Here is a 16,973-nt window from a genome sequence, read left to right as displayed (position 1 = left end):
GCCCTTTCAGGAGATACAAGAGCATGTCCGAGAAAAACTTGGAAACAAATGGCGAAGAGAACTTTGCCGAACTGTTTGAAGCCTTCCAGTCCGAATCCAACGACAACCTTCAGGTCGGAGACCAGATCAAAGGAACCGTCATTTCCATCACCAAAGATTCCGTGTTTGTTGACACCGGGTCCAAGGTAGACGGAGTTGTCGACCGCGATGAACTGACCGATGAAGAAGGCGAACTGACTGTTAAAGATGGAGACAGCGTGGAACTCTACGTTATCTCCATGAACAACAATGAAATCGTTCTTTCCAAAGCCATGTCCGGCGCGGGCGGTCTCAATATGCTTCGTGAAGCATACGAGAACAAAGTCCCGGTCGAAGGCAAGGTTGCAGAAACCTGCAAAGGCGGTTTCAGAGTAAAAATGATGCACCGCAAAGTGTTCTGCCCGGTCAGCCAGATCGACACATCCTTTGTCGAAGATGCTGAAGCTTTTGTTGGCAGCACCCACAATTTTCAGGTCATCAAGTTCGAAGAAAACGGTCGCAACATCGTTGTTTCCAGAAGAGTTCTTCTCGAACAGGAACAGGAAAAAGTCCGCGAACAGTTTGTTCAGGATGTTCAACCAGATGCAGTCCTCGAAGGTAAAGTCACTAAGCTGATGCCTTTCGGCGCATTTGTTGAACTAGCACCCGGCGTAGAAGGAATGGTTCACGTTTCCGAACTGAGCTGGTCCCGCTCCGCCAAGCCGGAAGACATCGTCCAGCCCGGTGATGAAGTAACCGTACGCATCCTTGCCATGGAGCCGCGCAAAGACGGCAAAGGCCTCAAAATCGGCCTGTCCCTCAAGCAGCTTCAGGCTGACCCCTGGGATGAAGTTGGTGACAAATTCAAGGCCGGAGACAAAATCAGCGGTACAGTTGTACGCTGTGCTGATTTCGGTGCTTTCGTTGAAATCGCACCCGGCATTGAAGGCCTCGTGCACATTTCCGAAATGAGCTACACCAAGCGCGTTCACAAACCGGAAGACGAAGTTTCCCCCGGTCAGGAAATTGCCGTCATGGTCAAGGACATTGATCCGGTCAAACGCCGTATCGGTCTGTCCATGAAAGACGCTGCCGGTGATCCTTGGATGGATATGGAAGACAGTTTCAAGGTTGGTCAGGAAGTAGAAGGAACTGTTGAGAACCGCGCTGAGTTCGGTATCTTCATCAACCTCGCTCCCGGAATCACCGGCCTGCTGCCCATGTCCCGCATCACCCGCTCCGGCAAACAGGCCGAGCTGGAAGCACTCAAGCCCGGCGACAAGGTGACCATCTCCATCGAAGAGATCAACACCTCTGACCGCAAGGTGACCCTCACCGCAGGTGACGCACAGAAGGCTGACGGAGATAATGACTGGAAAGAATACACCAAGTCTGCTCCCAAAAAGTCTGCACCCCGCAAATCCGCTCCCAGAACTTCCTCCACCTCCGGTGGCTCCGGCGGTTTCGGCGGCCTGCTCGGTGACAAGCTTCAGGCAGCCCTGAAAAACAAAAAATAGTCATTCCAAAGGCCGGACATTCTTTTGGGAATGTCCGGCCTTTTTTTATTTTATTATGAATAACAACAACACTGTCATCTGCTGGAGAGATTGCTGAACAGGATTTAAGGAGGTGAGTTCACGCCTTCAAAGCATCCAATCCGGCAAAACCGTCAAGCTGGAAATCCGCCCGGACCAGCGATCCAACATTGATATTATCTGTAAGGTCAGAAAATCTGAAATCATTGCCGAAGAACCTATCCACGACAATCTCATCCTGCTGACTTTACGCAAAAAATAATTTTCACTCTCTTTCAACTGCGCACATGCAGTTCATCATGACAAGGATTCCCCCATGTCTCCATTAATGATCATGTCTCCATTTGTATTAGTCCCCGCTATTTTTTTCATTGCCGGACTCATGCAGGGATTAACCGGATTCGGTTGCGCCCTCATCGCCATGCCCTTGCTGGCCTATGTTGTTGATATTAAAATCGCAGTACCGGTGTGTACGCTTTGCGGGATTTTCATCAACCTGAACATGACCTACAAACTGCGCAAAAGCCTTGATCGCAACAAAATACTTCCCCTCATCATCGGCAGCGTGCCCGGATCTGTTTTTGGGACTATGATGCTAAAAGAAGTTAATGGCGACTATATCCGTTTGTTTCTTGGCCTCCTCATCGCCGGATTCGCAGCATATTCACTTATCGCCAAACCAATCAAATTGAATATCAGTGACAAATGGGGATATCTTTCAGGATTCATGACCGGAGCCATAGCCGCCGCAGTCAGCGCAGGAGGCCCGCCTACCATCATATACACTTCTCTTCGCGATTGGGACAAAGACAGCTTCAAGGCAACTCTGGTCAGCTTTTTCATGGCCGCAGGCATAATGGCAGCCGTCGGCCATCTCTTAAGCGGGCTGACCACCATTTATATTTTTAAGCTCTTTCTGGCTTCCACCCTGCCCATTGTGATGGGAACATTGGCAGGCGGCATGATTTCCGGACTGCTTTCGGAGGATTTTTACCGCAGAATCGTCATGGTACTGCTTGTCATCATGGGATTGATGCTTATATTCCAGAACGTCTAACTATGAAATTAAGCACGGGAGATTAAATGTTCGCTAAGATTTTTCTGGGTTTTGTACTCATTCCCCTGATCGATCTCTACATTCTGGTACAGATCGGTTCTGAAATCGGGACCCTCAATGCCATTGCCCTCTGTCTGCTGACCGCCTTTGTCGGTGCGGCCCTTGCCAAATCGCAAGGCGTAGCCACCATGCAAAAAGTGCAGGAAAACCTGAATAAAGGCATCATGCCCGCCGAGGACATACTCGACGCGGTACTTATATTTCTGGCCGGACTGGTCCTGCTCACACCGGGCTTCATGACCGATATATTCGGCCTACTCATCCTTTTCCCCCTCACCCGCAATTATTTCAAACGCATGCTCAGATCCCAGTTTGAAAATATGAAGAACAATCCCAATATCCATGTGGTCCACCATAATTCAGAATTCACCGCCTGGACCAATCAGGAACAGCCCAAACGACGCATTGATGACCATGATGTCATTGATGTGGAAGTGGAAGACAAAAAGGATGATAAGCCGCTGCAATAATAACGGCTGCAATTCGACTCAAAAAAAGTCCCGCAACACGGAAAGTGTTGCGGGACTTTTTCATATCAAATTTAAAAAAAAGACCTAATCCTGAATCACATCCGCAAGAATAAACGTCCCCGGAAAGCCTTTTCCAAGAGAACCGTGCGCTTTACGGACATTTGCCAAGGTCTTGTACATACCAAGCTGAACCTTGAAAATCTGGGCACTGTCGGTGACAACCCGGACAGTGCGGGTATTGTGGAATCCGGCCTTATTCAGCCTTTCAATGAGACGGTCGGCATTGGCCTTTACTTTATAGGCTCCGGCCTGAATGTAGAATGCGCCGTAAAGCTTCTTGTGCACAATGACCGGAGCAGGAGCGGCCGCAGGCTTCGGTTCTGGTTCCGGGCGGTAGGGCTCAATAAGCACCTTGACCTTACCGGCATCAATAAAACCAAGTTTCTGAGCTGCGGCGCGGGAAAGATCGATAATGCGATCCGGCACAAAAGGACCACGGTCGTTAATGATCACTGCAACTTTCTTCTTATTGCTGAGATTGGTGACACTTACTTTAACGCCCAGCGGCAGGTAATTGTGGGCGGCGGTCATTTTTTCCATGTCATATGGCTCACCGCTGGCGGTAAGCTTTCCCTGAAATTTTTCCCCATACCATGAAGCCATGCCTTGCTCTTTATAATCTGCGGGAATCACAATTGTCTCAGCCCCGGAGGAACTCCCTTCCGTCCTGTTCTGAGTTTCATCCTGCGCAAAAGACGGAACCGCGACCATCAGCAGCAAAAGCTGTACAAACAAAAAACATCTAATCATTTATCTCTCCTGCCCATTTTATTACAATGCATGTTACCATTATGCAGATTTCGGGACGGTGGCAAGCTTCTATAACTTTTTCATTTCACGGCGGTGTTTCTCTTCGTTGTACTCGCCAAGCTCATACATACGAATTTTGTTGCTGCGTGGAAATTCCCTTTTAAAAAGGGTCTTCAGGAGTTTTTTCATGCCCTTGATTGCAGACTCATGCTCCATTGTTTCATAGCCGTCTTCGTAAATAATGAATTCCTGCTCTCGAATATGCAAAATTAAAAGGGAACGGTTGCGTTTATAAGTGCGCAGGTCTATGCAATGCCCCACGGGAAGTTTTTTAAGCTTCCGCAAAACCGATTCAAGTGCTGTAGCTTTATCAATCATGGACTGAAGCGTACAGCGACCAAAGGAGAACTGTCAAACATGAGCAATGATACCAAGCCTATCCGTAAAGGCGATATAATTGAAACCAAAATTGAATCACTGGCTTTCGGGGGCCGTGGCATCGGACGCTACGAAGGCCTGACCCTGTTTGTGGAAGGAGTTGTTCCGGGTCAGACAGTTCGCTGCGAAATCACCAAGTCGAAAAAACGGTTCGCAGAAGCACGGCGCACTGAAATCATCAGCCATGTTGAAGAAGAACAGACTCCGGCCTGTAAACATTTCGGTTCCTGCGGCGGCTGCCTACATCAGGATATAAAATACAGTGCACAGACATTCTGGAAAGGACGTCAGGTCTGTGAAACACTGGAACGCATCGGAAAAATAGCTGATAACACTCCGGGCATGGGCGATGAAGCCCTGCCTTCTCCCTTGGAATACGGCTACCGCAACAAAATGGAATTTTCCTTTCACGGCATCGGCGATGCCCTGAAACTGGGATTTAAACGACGCGGCTCTGAAACTGAAGTGCTCAATATCCACAGCTGCCCCCTGCTCCCGGAACAATGTGCCGACATCCCGGCACTGGTCCGTGATTATTGCGCCCGAACCGGGATCGGCACCTACCGCCACAACCGGGGCGGATACTGGCGCAAGCTGGTGGTCCGTTTCTCCCACTACAGCGGGGAAATGATGATCCATCTGATCACCGAACCGGCAAAATCCCATCACACCATCAAGGGGCTGGGTAAACTCCTATTCGACAACATTCCGCAACTTAAGAGCTTTGCGCACTCCACCCGCAAAGGACGTGCGGACCTCGCCACCGGTGAAAGACTCATTTCGCTGACCGGGCTGGATTACATTACCGAAACACTGACCCGTGCCGACGGCAGTGAAATTAACTATCGTATCACTCCCAATGCCTTTTTCCAGACCAACTCTAAAGGAGCGGAGATTCTGTACCGAAAAAGTTCAGAGCTGGCTGCTCCCGGCCCCAACGATGTGGTCTGGGACCTTTTCTGCGGGTCCGGCGGCATCGGCATGTTCATGGCCAAGGATGTTGGTAAACTCATCGGCATTGAGGTTTCCGAAGAATCCGTGGAATCAGCAAAAGAAAACGCTACGCTCAACGGACTGGAAAACACGCAATACATTGTAGGCAACCTTGCTTCCGAAATAGGGCTGCCAGCTGATCTGGACCGCCCGGATATGGTCATCGTTGACCCTCCGCGTTCCGGAGTGCCTGAGCCATCTTTAAATAAACTGCTTGAGCTGAGACCTGAAAAGATTCTCTATATCTCCTGCAACCCTGCAACTCTTGCCCGTGATGTGGCTAAAATGGATGGCAGCTACAGACTGGACCGCTTTGCAGCAGTAGATATGTTCCCGCATACGGCTCATGTGGAATCCATCGCGCTGTTGACGAAAACAAGCTAAACAGGTCAGGATATTTTATGGCTGAGACTGAAACACATGACACCCTGCTAGGGGAACTGCGCAGGCTGAATCTCTACCCTCCTGAAGAACGGCAGCTTGCGGAATTGCGTTACAAAATTGACGGCAAATTCAGCAGGGTTCAAACTTCCCCGGACGGTATTGAATCAGCCAGATACGCCATGCTGCTTTACGGTCTCGGCCTGAAATCCATTGAACTGCAAGCTGAGCAGAGCGGTAAAATATCATTTGCGCCAGTCCCGGATGATACGACCGAGGACATCTGTCTCGACAATCTCGCCATGATGGGACCTTGCGGCAGAAACCTTGCCGCCCTCCTGCTCTGCAATCGGTTGCTTCCGTTTTCACGGATAAAGGACTGGTTCTCCCGGCAAAACGATCACACAGCCATTGCAGTAGCTGACCGCATGCTCACTGTGCCAAATGACGATGTCCCGGAAAGGATCAAATTCGCAAAATCCATTCTTGATCTGGCAAAAGATCTGGACCTATCCAAGAGCATTGATTTCTTTGAAAAAAATGGGACCCGCAAAGGACAACTTTCATTCAGCTCGCTGGCCCGGTTCATGGCCGGCAACTATGGTGAAAACTGTCGGAAACAACTGCGCGAACCGGAAAGCCTTGATGAAATAACCCTCTGCACGGACAGCATGCCCCCCTACCCGGACGGGGAAATGGTCAGTGATGTCTCTTTTCACCTGAAAACCATGGACCCCATTATCATGGAAAAGGTGCTCCGTGCAGTGGAAAGGCTCGCCGATGAAATTGATGACGAACTGCTTAAGGAAGTTCTGCCACTGGCTAAGTCTCCTTCCCTGCCCTTAGCCAAAGCGGCCATGGATTTTTTGACTAAATTCGGGGACAGTCGCAGAGGCAGGATATTTGCCCAGATATTCAATGAAACGCCCAAACTACGTGCGGAACTTATCAACCGGGTTCCGCTGCTGAACAATGATAATTTTGCGCGCTTCATGAACGAAATTCTAGAAGGATTTCGCACCCCGGTGCTTGCGGTTCTCTATTCAACAATAAGTGAAGAGGACCCTCAATGTTTCGGAAGTCTTTTGAGCGAGGTACTCAAACAATCCCGCAGTAAAAAGAAAAACAGCCTCAAGCCGGTGCTGGCCCGAATAATGGATACCGACACCCTCGCTGAACCGATCAGACCGGAAATGATTGAAGGAAAGACCGTCCCCGGTGTTGATTTCGTCAAACAGGGCGGCCCCATTGTGCTCAACATTGAGAACAAGGAGCAGGAAAAGACCGGATTCAAGCGAATTTTCGGAAAACCGATAGCACAACAATCCGACGGCATGCCGGACGTATATACAGATGGCCAGATCACCAATCAAAGGCTGCACAAACTCAACAAATGGAAAAGCCTTTCCCGAGGGCTGACCTTCCAGACCTCAACTTTTTCAGCCTGCGAATTCAAAGAATCATTTATGGAGGAGTGCTCTTTTAAGGGATGTACCTTTGAAGGCTGCACCTTCAGCAATGCTGTCTTTCTTGAATGTGAATTCCATGATTGCAATTTCAGCAGTTGCTCCCTTGATGAATCCACATTCTATGACTGTACGTTTGAAAACTGCTTTTTTGAAACTTCCCATTTTGATTCAGCGGTATTCTTTCTGAGCAATCTCAAGAATTGTCAGTTCAATGCGGTTGCCACTACCGGTACATATTTCTGCCGCACAAGATTTACACGAATAATGTTCCTAGCCTGTGATTTCCGGGAAGCTTTTTTTTATAAAGGAATGATCAGGGGATGCGATTTCAGCTTGTCTGATTTTGAAACCGCATTGTTCAGGGATTCAGGAATCCACGGTTCACATTTTACGCAATGTAACACCAATACCTGCCGGGCCATGAATGTAAAGTCGGAATCACCGGAATTACTGAGAGCCATGGGCAAAACATTTGCGGCAAGGCTCTCTGCAAGGGAAAAAAAGAAAAAAAGATCCGCAGGATTCGGCGACATCAGCGAGTACGGGCGCGGGATTTTGCACAAAGCCATCAAACGCTGGTATGTACTTAAAGATATTGAACATTGCCACAAATGCTTTGCAGACAACAATAACAGAAGGCTGAAATGGTCTGAGTCAAAATTAGAAACTGACAGCAAAAAATTACTTAAAATTCTACCAGCCTTGCTGCACACGAACGTATTCGAAATTAAATCAGGAATGGACCATCTATGCATGGGCTCCAGAATCTGCGGTTACGAACTTTCCCCGCTGACGATCAAACTTCTGGAAGAATTCTTCCCGGAAATAAAATATGACATCGGAGCGAAATCAGCCATTCCCGTTGAAGCTTTCATGTCTATCGGCAGTACCGGTACCATCGCCCAGACCCCTGATTCAGACCTAGACTGCTGGGTTTGTTGCAACTTTGCGGGCAAGACAGCCGAAAACAGGGAAAAACTGAGCATAAAACTTAAAGCCATTGAAAAATGGGCCATGAATGAATTCGGCCTTGAAATCCATTTTTTCATCATGGATACCCGCGAAATACGCAACAATCTTTTCGGGCTAAGTGATGAAGAAAGCTCCGGCTCAGCGCAAAGCGCAATACTTAAAGAAGAATTTTACCGCACTGCCCTGCTGTTGGCCGGCAAACCGCCTTTATGGTGGTTCACTCCTCCCGAAACCGGGGAAAAGGGATATGGAGACACTAAAAAGAAAGTCGCCCTGCTCAAAGATAATGATTTTTACGTAGACCTCGGCAATATACCAAGCATTCCGGTTGAAGAATTTTTCGGGGCATCCCTCTGGCAGATCGTCAAAGGCATTAAAAGCCCCTTTAAATCAATTATGAAATTCGGTCTCTTGGAGCTTTATACTTTGGACAGCAAATACTCCCTGCTCTGCGAGAAGCTGAAAAAGAACATTATCAGCGGGAAACGCAGTATCAAACGGGTTGATCCCTACATGCGCCTTTATCAGGATCTGGCTGAATTTTACAAATCACACGGGCAAGAAGAATACATCTGGCTGACAGCCATGGCCCTGCGCTTAAAATGCGGACTTGTCGGAAAAAATGATGTTCAGTCCATCCCGAACCGTCCCGAAGAAATTGAATTGCTGGAATTCACCATGAATTTGTCCGGTGATGAAGCCAGCGGAGCCTTTGAAGACTTCAAAGACCTTTCCGATTTCAGTTCCGTGGCAGAGCTCGGCAGGCGGATAAACCAATTCATGATCAACACCTATATGAAGGTACGGGGAAAACAGGATAAAATCCCCGGCATGTCCATAACCCCGGAAGACCTGACCCGCTTGGGCAGGGTCATCTTCTCAACCTTTGCCAAGCGCAAGGACAAAATCCTGCGCTTATCCCTGCCCGGCCCCAGAACCCACTTTTTCAATTCCATTAATATTTCCCGCTCTGAACAGGAAAATATCTGGAATGTTCACGGAGAATACCCTGATGAATCCGGGGCCAGAAATATCCTGACCCGCATTGAATCGGGCCGGAACCTTCACTTCATGCTGGTCTGGCTGACCTTGAACGGTTTGTACAATCAGGACATGCAGGTCAAAACCGATATAAGTTCCGGTCCACTGCGGGAACGTGAAATAAAGAAGCTGTTCAGCGAACTGATGCTGTTTTTCCCGCCCAAGGTAACTTTCAATATCCCTATTGAGGAAACCTTGAATGCAGAACGCATGGTAAGAGGATTCTTTATTGTGAACCTGTGTTCCCCGCCTGAAAGCAAAAAAATTCAGGAAGTGCATTTTGTATACAGCACCAACTGGGGTGAAGTTTTTTGCAGACCGCTCAAGGTCAGTATGAAATTACTCGAAACACCGGAAAAATATTTGCAAGAGGAGCTTGGCTCACTTTGCGACGGGGAAATTAAACTGGGACAGTTTGTACCTCAGAATTCTGAATGCCCGTACCTTAAGATCCCGGTGGTCTAGGGCTTCAGACAATATATAAAACCACCACCGGATAAAACAGACGCAAGGAAAACTCCAATGCCCATAATTCGCAAAAGCCTGCTCCAGCTGATTTTTTCCGGTTCATTCATGAAAAGATGGAACGACAAGCTCCGGCCCATGGAACTGGTGGAAGTGGACAAGCAGGCCCACAAAATGATCGCCGCATGGATTCTCTTCGTCCTCAATGGAGACAAGCTGGAGCCGAGAGAAAGAATCAGGCTGGGCAATGAAATAGTTGAAGGCGGAATCTTCGAATACCTCTTCCGCATGGTCATTACCGATATCAAGCCTCCGGTTTTCTACCGCATTAAAGAAAATCCCGAACATTACCATAAACTGTCCAAGTGGGTCCTTAAGCAACTCAGACCGCGCCTAATGCCGCTGGGTAAAGAGTTTTTGGAAAGACTGACAGAATACCACCTTAACCCGGATGAGAACTCTCTTTCACGTCAGATTTTAGATGCCTCGCACATGTATGCCAGCTATTCCGAATTCAAGCTGCTTAAGCATCTCAACCAACCGGACGATGAACTTACCGGAATTGAACAAAATTTCATTGACCGTTTAAAATCCTATTCCGACCTTGAAGGTGTAAACGAGTTACTGAATTCGGAATCAACGCCCCTGGGCAGATTCGCCGACCTTTGCGGGCGGCTGCGTTTTCAGACCCGCTGGTCCCAGACTCCGCGCATACCGGAAACCTCTGTACTTGGACATGTATTCATTGTGGCCACCTTTGCATGGTTTTTCAGCCTTGAAAAAGGGGCCTGTCAGTCCCGAAAACAAAATAATTTTTTTGCAGGGCTCTTCCACGACATCCCGGAACTGCTGACCCGCGACATAATCTCCCCGGTCAAAAAGTCAGATCCCACCATCGGCGAGCTGATCAGGGAATACGAAGATCAGGAAATGGAAAGACGGATTATGGCCCCGCTTAAGGAAAACGGGTACGACCAGATAGCAGATAGGTTAGGATATTTCCTCGGGGTGGACACAGGGTCGGAATTCGACGCCGCAGCCATGGTCGGCGGTTTTGCAAAAAAGATATCCACTGAAGCACTCGATGCCCGGTACAATGACGATTCCTATGATCCCAAAGACGGGGAGCTGCTCAAGCTCTGCGACCATCTTGCCGCCTTCATGGAAGCGTATAACGCCCTGCAAAACGGGATTACTTCCCCGCATCTGCATCAGGCGTACTGGCGCATCAGCCAAAGCTACATGGAAGATCCGGTAGTCGCCGGAATCCACGTGGGCCCGCTGCTGGCGGACTTTGAGTAATCCGCTTTTGCATGAATTCGTGAAATATGGTTTAACTATGGTGAATGATTACCAGCTGAATTTGTTCAACCGCTAATTAAGTTCAAAAGGAGAAGTCGATGCTGCTGAGAAAAAGAGCATGGGATATAATGAATGAAGAATTTTCCACAATTGATGAATCCGCAAGCCTTTCCGAGGCGGTACGCTCTCTCCGGGACAGCATGAAGGAAGCACCGGACAACCATATTGTGGTAGTGAAAAAGAAAAACGGTTCCCTGCGCGGAGTGGTCTCCATCTGGACCATGCTCAAGGCGGTAGAAGATCTGGTGCTTAAAGACGAAGACCTGAGCCTGTCCGAAGAAGCGGATTGGGACCGGGCCTTCAAAAGGGCCGGAACTGCATGCTGCTCCGCAGCACTTGATGGTCACATCGAAGAAGACGTTGCGATTCTCAAACCCACCGACCCCATGCTGGTTGTACTGGAAATTTTCCGCAAAAAGAAAAGAACCTGGGCACTGGTGCAGGAAGGCGGAAACATCATCGGCGTAGTACTGCTAAGCGACGTGTATCGCGAAGTCACCCGCGATCTGGTTCAGCAATTTTAAATTACATTTCTGCTTCGCCGCTTCGTGTAACAATCTGTTATCATAATAAAAACGGCCCTGCTTCTTTTATGGAAACAGGGCCGTTTTTATTGCTTATGAAATAAATCTATTTCTTCAAAGTAAGTGCCCAAGCCTGGATATTCTTGGTGACTTCCGGGTCATAACCCTTGTCTTGTGAAATGGCAGTGGCAGCCTTGAGCGGATCAATTCCTTCAGCAAAAGGACGCTTGGTAATCATGGCGCAATACGAATCGATTGCGGCGATAATGCGACCCAGCTGACTGATCTCACGGCCGGATTTTTTCTGGGGATACCCTTTGCCGGTCAACCTTTCATGATGCTCAATAACGCAAGCCTCGATCTCCTTATATTTAAGGTCGAGTTTGCTGAGCATTTCATAGCCGAGCATGGGATGTTTATCCACTTTCTGACGCTCATCCGTGGTCAGCGGCTTAGGCTTTTCACGAATAAACAGAGGAATCTTGCTCATACCCATATCGTGCAGGAAAAATCCGGCGGTCAACCGATCAAAATGGGTACGGCTGATATCCCCGCTGGCAAAATTTTTGCCTTTCATGCGGATAAAAATTGCAAGGGCAAGTACTCCGCAATTCACACTATGCTGAGCAAGGGTGTGCTCCTTGTGCAGCCTCTTGGCAAGAGCCTTGATCCGGTAGGGATCATTCCACAGATATTCAGTAAGAACCATCAGATCGGTCCAGAGCTTATCGGTAACAGCCGCAACAGGCTGATCCAGAAACTCACTCATGCGCATGGTCAGGGCTTCCATAAAAATATCCGCAATCTCGCTTTCCTTAAGGTTGCGGTCAATAAGCACGAGGTCCAGCTGATAAGCGATATGCTTTACGTATACCGGGTGGTCCTTACGGGAAACAAAGATAAGACCTTCTTTAACCAATCCGGCAAGCTGCTCAATCTGCTCCTTGCTCAGCCTTCCTCCCACCTTGTAGTAAGGCGCGATTCGGCCCACTTCCTCCATGAACATAAAAATATCGAGAGGCGGCCTGAACTTATTGAAACTCTGAAGAATATCGGGACTGATCTGGTAATATTCCTCGTTCAAACCATCGGGAACATCCATTCTACCTTTTGCATTCATAGTTCAACCTTATCCCCATCTCTTATAAACGACTGAAATAATTAGAGTTAGTAAGTAGAAATATGTACGAAACAAAAATTCCCACCCAAAGTTCCCCCCTGCGGGATCTTATTGGATAAAAAGGAACCGAATCTTTGTTTTCAATTGCCCTATAGCACTCATATCCATATTCGTGAAGCCTGTGTCTGACAGGTTCCAATTTTTATCTATTATTTTTAAAAAAAAGATAAACTTTTTTTGTTCATTTATTAATTCTTTCTAAACTCCGTATATATAAGCTTTTAGGACAGGCAAAAACCTTCCGAACCATTGAAAACAGCCTGTTTTCGACCCTGTTATTTCATTGAGGGGCCTTGACTTTTTCCCTATTTTCACACACAGGTGGTGAGACGGGGGGAATTGGTGGTAAATCTGTGTGATTGAGTGGTAAAAAAATGAAGTTCAGAGGTCACGCACATCGCAGCATGGATGCCAAAGGCAGACTGATGCTTACACCGGAGTACCGGGATCAGGTTTATTCTGATTCCCCGGACGGTCGCGTGACATTAACTATTTTCGAAGGAAACATAGTCGGCTTCACACCACCGGACTGGGCAATACTTGAGGAAAAACTCACAAGTATCAAAAGCCCCAGCCGGAAGCTCAGAAATTTCATCCGAATAATCATTTCAGGTTCCGAAGAAGTCTGCCTCGACAAACAGGGCAGAATCACCATTCCTTCCTATCTGCGAAAAAGCGGCAAGCTGGACAAGGACGTGGTCCTTGCCGGAGTAGGCGACAGATTTGAAATCTGGGACAAGCGGGAATTCGAAGCCCTGCTTGAACAGGATTTTGATGATGTCTCCGATGAATTGGCTGAATGCGGAGTTGAACTCCCGTTCTAGCCTGTTTTTGCTGTTTCGCGCCACTGACGCATCTACATACTGATTTTTTAAACTTGATTTTCAAAACCGCCATTGGTTTACCATGCTCCCCCCAGAGTTACGGTCAAAACCGACAAATGTTTTGGATCAGGAAATTATGGAAAGCAAGAAATTAAAGCCTGAACAGGTCCACACATCCGTCCTGCTGAACGAAGTCATCGACTGGCTGGCTCCTAAACCCGGAGGCCGCTACCTTGACGGAACCCTCGGCATGGCCGGGCATTCCAGTGCAATCCTTAAAGCCGCAGGCGAAGGAGCCGAACTGGCCGGACTTGACCGGGACGAACAGGCACTAGAACTGGCAGGAGAACGGCTTGCACCTTTCGGTGAGCGCGCACACAGGTTCCACCTTGCTTTCAGCAAGTTTGAAGCGGCCCTCAATGAACTGGGCTGGGACACCGTTGACGGCGTTGTTCTTGATCTCGGCGTATCCTCCCTCCATCTGGACCATGCCGAGCGCGGGTTCAGTTTCATTAAGGACGGACCGCTGGACATGCGTATGGACCCGGCAGGCGGAATGCCCCCGGCTTCTTCTATAGTTAATAAAGGCTCCTATTCAGATCTGAGCAGGATTTTGAAACTGTACGGTGAAGAACCGCTGGCTTCCAAGATCGTCAAAGCGATCATCGCAGCCCGGGAAGAAGAAAAAATTACCACCACCCTGCAACTGGCCTCCATTGTGGAGAAGGCTTATCCGGCCAAACGCAAGGCATTGTCCCGAACTCATCCGGCGACAAAAACTTTTCAGGGATTGCGTATTGCCGTGAACTCCGAACTTGAAGAGTTAAAAACTTTTCTTGACCGGATTCCGGAAAGACTCAGTCCCGGCGCGAGGGTTGCGATCATATCCTTCCATTCTTTGGAAGACCGCATCGTAAAGAAAACCTTCAAAGCCCAATCGCAAAGCTGCGACTGCCCGCCCATGCAGCCCATGTGCACCTGCGGGAAAGTTAAGCTGATGAACGTGCTGACCAAAAAGCCTGTCCTTCCCACCGAGGAAGAGATGGAAGTCAACACCCGCAGCCGCAGCGCAAAACTCCGCGTAGCCGAAAGGACCGGGGAGGACGGATAAACGGCCATGAAAGCTGATTCCAAAGGAATAGCCATGGCCCTGACCCTGACCATGGGATCGGCACTCATACTAGGGCTGGTCTCGGTCTGGCTGAACATCGAGCGGGTCGACAAAGCCTACGACCTGAGACGTATGGAAAAACGGCTCGATGAACAGGAAGCTCTGGCCGCAAAGCTGGAAGTAGAAAGAAACAATCTGCTCTCTCCAATAAGATTGAGGGAGCTGGCAAAAAAATACGGTTTCGGACCGGCCTCACAAGGGCAAATAAGAAGACCGAAACCATAGCTGAATAACAGGGAGCCCCAAGCAATGGCTAAAAGGAAAAAAGAAAGCCTGAAGGCGAGCAGAACAAAGCTGCTCTTCGTCATGGTCCTTTTCGCCCTTGTATGGACAGGTCTTTTGGGCAGAGCGGCATGGCTGCAATTGTTCAAGGGAGCTGATCTTTCACGCATGGTTTCCCGCCAGCACCTTGCTGCGGAACTGGAACGCGGTGAACGCGGCTCCATTTATGACCGCAACGGCAACCTGCTGGCAACCAGTGTGGAAGCTTCTTCCGTGTACATCCGCCCGGTCAAGGTTACCGATGTGGACGGCACAGCTTATAAGCTTTCGAAAATTCTCGGCATCCCGCAGGCGAAGCTGAGAAAAAAATTGTCCCGCAAGTCGAACTTCATCTGGATCAAGCGTCAGCTCAATGACCGCATTGCCCAGAAAATTGTGAAGGCCGACCTGCCCGGCGTATACCTGACCACAGAATACGTAAGGCTTTATCCCAACAACTACCTTGCAGGACAACTGCTCGGTTTTTCCGGGATCGACGGCAACGGACTTGAAGGACTTGAAAAGAAATTTAACGACCGCCTTGCCGGACGCAAGGCACAGTTCGTTGTGCAGCGCGATGCCTCCGGGCGCAGGCTGTACCTTGATGCCATGGGCCGTGAAATGGACGTCCGCGGCAAGGACATCCACCTGACCATTGATTCACACCTGCAATCGGTAACAGAGAATGCTCTGGCCGAAGCGGTGAAGAAATACAACGGCAGATGGGGTTCCGCCATAGTTGTTGAAGTTGCAAGCGGCGATATTCTGGCTGTTGCCAACTGCCCGCGCTTCAACCCTAATATTTTCCGCACCAGCTCCCCCAATATCTGGAGGAACCGTGCGGCTCTTGACGTTTATGAACCGGGATCAACCTTTAAGTCGTTCCTCATGGCTGCTGCTCTGGAACACAAGGTAGTAACCCCGGAAAAGCTCTTTGACTGTGAAAACGGACGCTGGAAGATCAACGGCAAGTACATCAAGGACACCCATAAGGAAGGGTGGCTCCCGGTGCATAAAATCCTGCGTTATTCAAGCAACATAGGATGTGCCAAAATCGGTCTGGAATTGGGAGTGCAGAACTTCCATAAATTCATCAGCGATCTTGGATTCGGACACAGAACCGGACTGCCCATTCCCGGTGACCGCAAAGGCTTGATCCGCCCGGCCGCCAAGTGGAATGAAATCGACCTTGCTGCCGGATCATTCGGGCAGGGAGTCGGGGTAACAACAGTACAGATGGCAAAAGCTTATCTGACTCTTGCCAACAAAGGGCTTGAAAAGCCTCTCAACTTGGTGCAATACCCCCGCTCCGAGCAGGATGAAGCACCCAAGCGCATCTTCAGTGCTGAAGTAGCGGAAAAAGTCCTCTCCATGATGCGCGAAGTTGTGCAGGACGACGGAACCGGACGCAAAGCCAGAATCAGCGGGACCACCGTTGCGGGCAAAACCGGAACCGCCCAGAAAGCACACAGCAAAGGCGGATACGGCACTGAATACATCGCTTCCTTTGTAGCTTTGGTTCCGGGATACAACCCGGATTACATCGTCTACATGATGGTTGATGATCCTAAGCCTAACCATTACGGCAGCACTGTAGCAGCCCCGGCGGTGAAAAAGATCATGACCCAGACTCTGGCTTACTACGGCAAGCTTCCGGAACATCGTAAGCCGACACCGGTCATGGCTGCGGGACAGACTTTCACAGCAATGCCCAAGAAGGCTTTGCGGGCTACCCCGTTTAAGATCAGCGCGTCCGGGGACAAGGTCCCTGATTTAAAAGGAATGCCCATTCGCAGGGCAATTGAAATATTGGTCCAGAAAGGATTTGTCCCCACACTGAAAGGTCAGGGGATGACAGTTACCAAACAGCTTCCTGCCGCAGGCGACAAATGGCCTGAGGACAAGAAAGCGGAAATGGTTCTCTGGGTTTCTTAAAGGAAAT

General features: G+C 49.1%; 15 protein-coding genes. 12 read left to right on the top strand and 3 right to left on the bottom strand.

The window, feature by feature from the left end; genetic code table 11:
- Window positions 1-23 precede the first annotated feature (23 nt).
- From FMS18_RS00340 to FMS18_RS00325, 4 genes are all read left to right on the top strand, one after another.
- A complete protein-coding gene (locus FMS18_RS00340) occupies window positions 24-1,535 on the top strand; it encodes a 30S ribosomal protein S1 (RefSeq protein WP_163291757.1) in 1,512 nt (503 codons plus the stop codon).
- Between the two features lie 112 nt (window positions 1,536-1,647).
- Window positions 1,648-1,815 (top strand): hypothetical protein, encoded by a 168-nt coding sequence (locus FMS18_RS00335; protein ID WP_163291756.1) that lies wholly within the window; start codon window positions 1,648-1,650, stop codon window positions 1,813-1,815.
- A gap of 54 nt (window positions 1,816-1,869) precedes the next feature.
- On the top strand, window positions 1,870-2,610 hold the full coding sequence (locus tag FMS18_RS00330; protein WP_239060903.1) for a sulfite exporter TauE/SafE family protein: 741 nt from the start codon (window positions 1,870-1,872) through the stop codon (window positions 2,608-2,610).
- Between the two features lie 26 nt (window positions 2,611-2,636).
- Complete coding sequence (locus FMS18_RS00325; RefSeq protein ID WP_163291755.1) at window positions 2,637-3,140, top strand: FxsA family protein; 504 nt, start codon at window positions 2,637-2,639, stop codon at window positions 3,138-3,140.
- Between the two features lie 84 nt (window positions 3,141-3,224).
- Here FMS18_RS00325 and FMS18_RS00320 read toward each other — a convergent pair whose 3' ends face one another.
- Window positions 3,225-3,950, bottom strand: a complete 726-nt coding sequence (locus FMS18_RS00320; protein WP_163291754.1) for a septal ring lytic transglycosylase RlpA family protein — start codon at window positions 3,948-3,950, stop codon at window positions 3,225-3,227.
- A 69-nt stretch (window positions 3,951-4,019) separates the two neighbouring features.
- Window positions 4,020-4,328 carry a hypothetical protein gene (locus FMS18_RS00315; RefSeq protein ID WP_163291753.1) on the bottom strand — a complete coding sequence of 103 codons (309 nt, stop codon included), beginning with the start codon at window positions 4,326-4,328 and terminating at the stop codon, window positions 4,020-4,022.
- Window positions 4,329-4,367: 39 nt separating this feature from the next.
- On the opposite strand from FMS18_RS00315, the gene rlmD reads away from it, so the two are divergent.
- From rlmD to FMS18_RS00295, 4 genes are all read left to right on the top strand, one after another.
- Window positions 4,368-5,765 carry a 23S rRNA (uracil(1939)-C(5))-methyltransferase RlmD gene (rlmD, locus tag FMS18_RS00310; protein WP_163291752.1) on the top strand — a complete coding sequence of 466 codons (1,398 nt, stop codon included), beginning with the start codon at window positions 4,368-4,370 and terminating at the stop codon, window positions 5,763-5,765.
- Window positions 5,766-5,782: 17 nt separating this feature from the next.
- Window positions 5,783-9,709 carry a class I adenylate cyclase gene (locus FMS18_RS00305; RefSeq protein ID WP_163291751.1) on the top strand — a complete coding sequence of 1,309 codons (3,927 nt, stop codon included), beginning with the start codon at window positions 5,783-5,785 and terminating at the stop codon, window positions 9,707-9,709.
- A 57-nt stretch (window positions 9,710-9,766) separates the two neighbouring features.
- Window positions 9,767-11,011, top strand: coding sequence for an HD domain-containing protein (locus FMS18_RS00300; RefSeq protein WP_163291750.1), 1,245 nt, complete (start codon window positions 9,767-9,769; stop codon window positions 11,009-11,011).
- 98 nt (window positions 11,012-11,109) lie between these two features.
- Complete coding sequence (locus FMS18_RS00295; protein WP_163291749.1) at window positions 11,110-11,595, top strand: CBS domain-containing protein; 486 nt, start codon at window positions 11,110-11,112, stop codon at window positions 11,593-11,595.
- A 106-nt stretch (window positions 11,596-11,701) separates the two neighbouring features.
- On the opposite strand, the gene FMS18_RS00290 is transcribed toward FMS18_RS00295, so the two are convergent.
- A complete protein-coding gene (locus tag FMS18_RS00290) occupies window positions 11,702-12,715 on the bottom strand; it encodes an HD-GYP domain-containing protein (protein ID WP_203544473.1) in 1,014 nt (337 codons plus the stop codon).
- Between the two features lie 434 nt (window positions 12,716-13,149).
- Here FMS18_RS00290 and mraZ point away from each other — a divergent pair, with 434 nt between their 5' ends.
- The 4 genes from mraZ to FMS18_RS00270 all read left to right on the top strand — a co-directional run bounded on the left by mraZ (window position 13,150) and on the right by FMS18_RS00270 (window position 16,966).
- On the top strand, window positions 13,150-13,599 hold the full coding sequence (mraZ, locus tag FMS18_RS00285; RefSeq protein ID WP_163291748.1) for a division/cell wall cluster transcriptional repressor MraZ: 450 nt from the start codon (window positions 13,150-13,152) through the stop codon (window positions 13,597-13,599).
- A 136-nt stretch (window positions 13,600-13,735) separates the two neighbouring features.
- Window positions 13,736-14,710: a 16S rRNA (cytosine(1402)-N(4))-methyltransferase RsmH gene (rsmH, locus tag FMS18_RS00280; RefSeq protein WP_163291747.1), complete on the top strand. Its 975-nt coding sequence runs from the start codon at window positions 13,736-13,738 to the stop codon at window positions 14,708-14,710.
- A 6-nt stretch (window positions 14,711-14,716) separates the two neighbouring features.
- Window positions 14,717-14,995, top strand: a complete 279-nt coding sequence (locus FMS18_RS00275; protein WP_163291746.1) for a hypothetical protein — start codon at window positions 14,717-14,719, stop codon at window positions 14,993-14,995.
- A gap of 24 nt (window positions 14,996-15,019) precedes the next feature.
- Complete coding sequence (locus FMS18_RS00270; RefSeq protein ID WP_163291745.1) at window positions 15,020-16,966, top strand: penicillin-binding transpeptidase domain-containing protein; 1,947 nt, start codon at window positions 15,020-15,022, stop codon at window positions 16,964-16,966.
- Window positions 16,967-16,973 lie beyond the last annotated feature (7 nt).

The organism is Desulfovibrio sp. JC022 (genome assembly GCF_010470665.1).
Classification (GTDB): Bacteria; Desulfobacterota; Desulfovibrionia; order Desulfovibrionales; family Desulfovibrionaceae; genus Maridesulfovibrio.
The sequence above is the reverse complement of the archived record's forward strand: the minus strand, read 5'-3'. Positions and strand labels throughout refer to the sequence as shown.

Coding starts and splice junctions, on each gene's coding strand:
- FMS18_RS00275 (WP_163291746.1), top strand. CDS start 14,717: ATGAAAGCTGATTCCAAAGGAATAGCCATGGCCCTGACCCTGACCATG.
- FMS18_RS00300 (WP_163291750.1), top strand. CDS start 9,767: ATGCCCATAATTCGCAAAAGCCTGCTCCAGCTGATTTTTTCCGGTTCA.
- FMS18_RS00315 (WP_163291753.1), bottom strand. CDS start 4,328: ATGATTGATAAAGCTACAGCACTTGAATCGGTTTTGCGGAAGCTTAAA.
- FMS18_RS00290 (WP_203544473.1), bottom strand. CDS start 12,715: ATGAATGCAAAAGGTAGAATGGATGTTCCCGATGGTTTGAACGAGGAA.
- rsmH (WP_163291747.1), top strand. CDS start 13,736: ATGGAAAGCAAGAAATTAAAGCCTGAACAGGTCCACACATCCGTCCTG.
- FMS18_RS00270 (WP_163291745.1), top strand. CDS start 15,020: ATGGCTAAAAGGAAAAAAGAAAGCCTGAAGGCGAGCAGAACAAAGCTG.
- FMS18_RS00330 (WP_239060903.1), top strand. CDS start 1,870: ATGTCTCCATTAATGATCATGTCTCCATTTGTATTAGTCCCCGCTATT.
- mraZ (WP_163291748.1), top strand. CDS start 13,150: ATGAAGTTCAGAGGTCACGCACATCGCAGCATGGATGCCAAAGGCAGA.
- FMS18_RS00295 (WP_163291749.1), top strand. CDS start 11,110: ATGCTGCTGAGAAAAAGAGCATGGGATATAATGAATGAAGAATTTTCC.
- FMS18_RS00305 (WP_163291751.1), top strand. CDS start 5,783: ATGGCTGAGACTGAAACACATGACACCCTGCTAGGGGAACTGCGCAGG.
- rlmD (WP_163291752.1), top strand. CDS start 4,368: ATGAGCAATGATACCAAGCCTATCCGTAAAGGCGATATAATTGAAACC.
- FMS18_RS00325 (WP_163291755.1), top strand. CDS start 2,637: ATGTTCGCTAAGATTTTTCTGGGTTTTGTACTCATTCCCCTGATCGAT.
- FMS18_RS00340 (WP_163291757.1), top strand. CDS start 24: ATGTCCGAGAAAAACTTGGAAACAAATGGCGAAGAGAACTTTGCCGAA.
- FMS18_RS00320 (WP_163291754.1), bottom strand. CDS start 3,950: ATGATTAGATGTTTTTTGTTTGTACAGCTTTTGCTGCTGATGGTCGCG.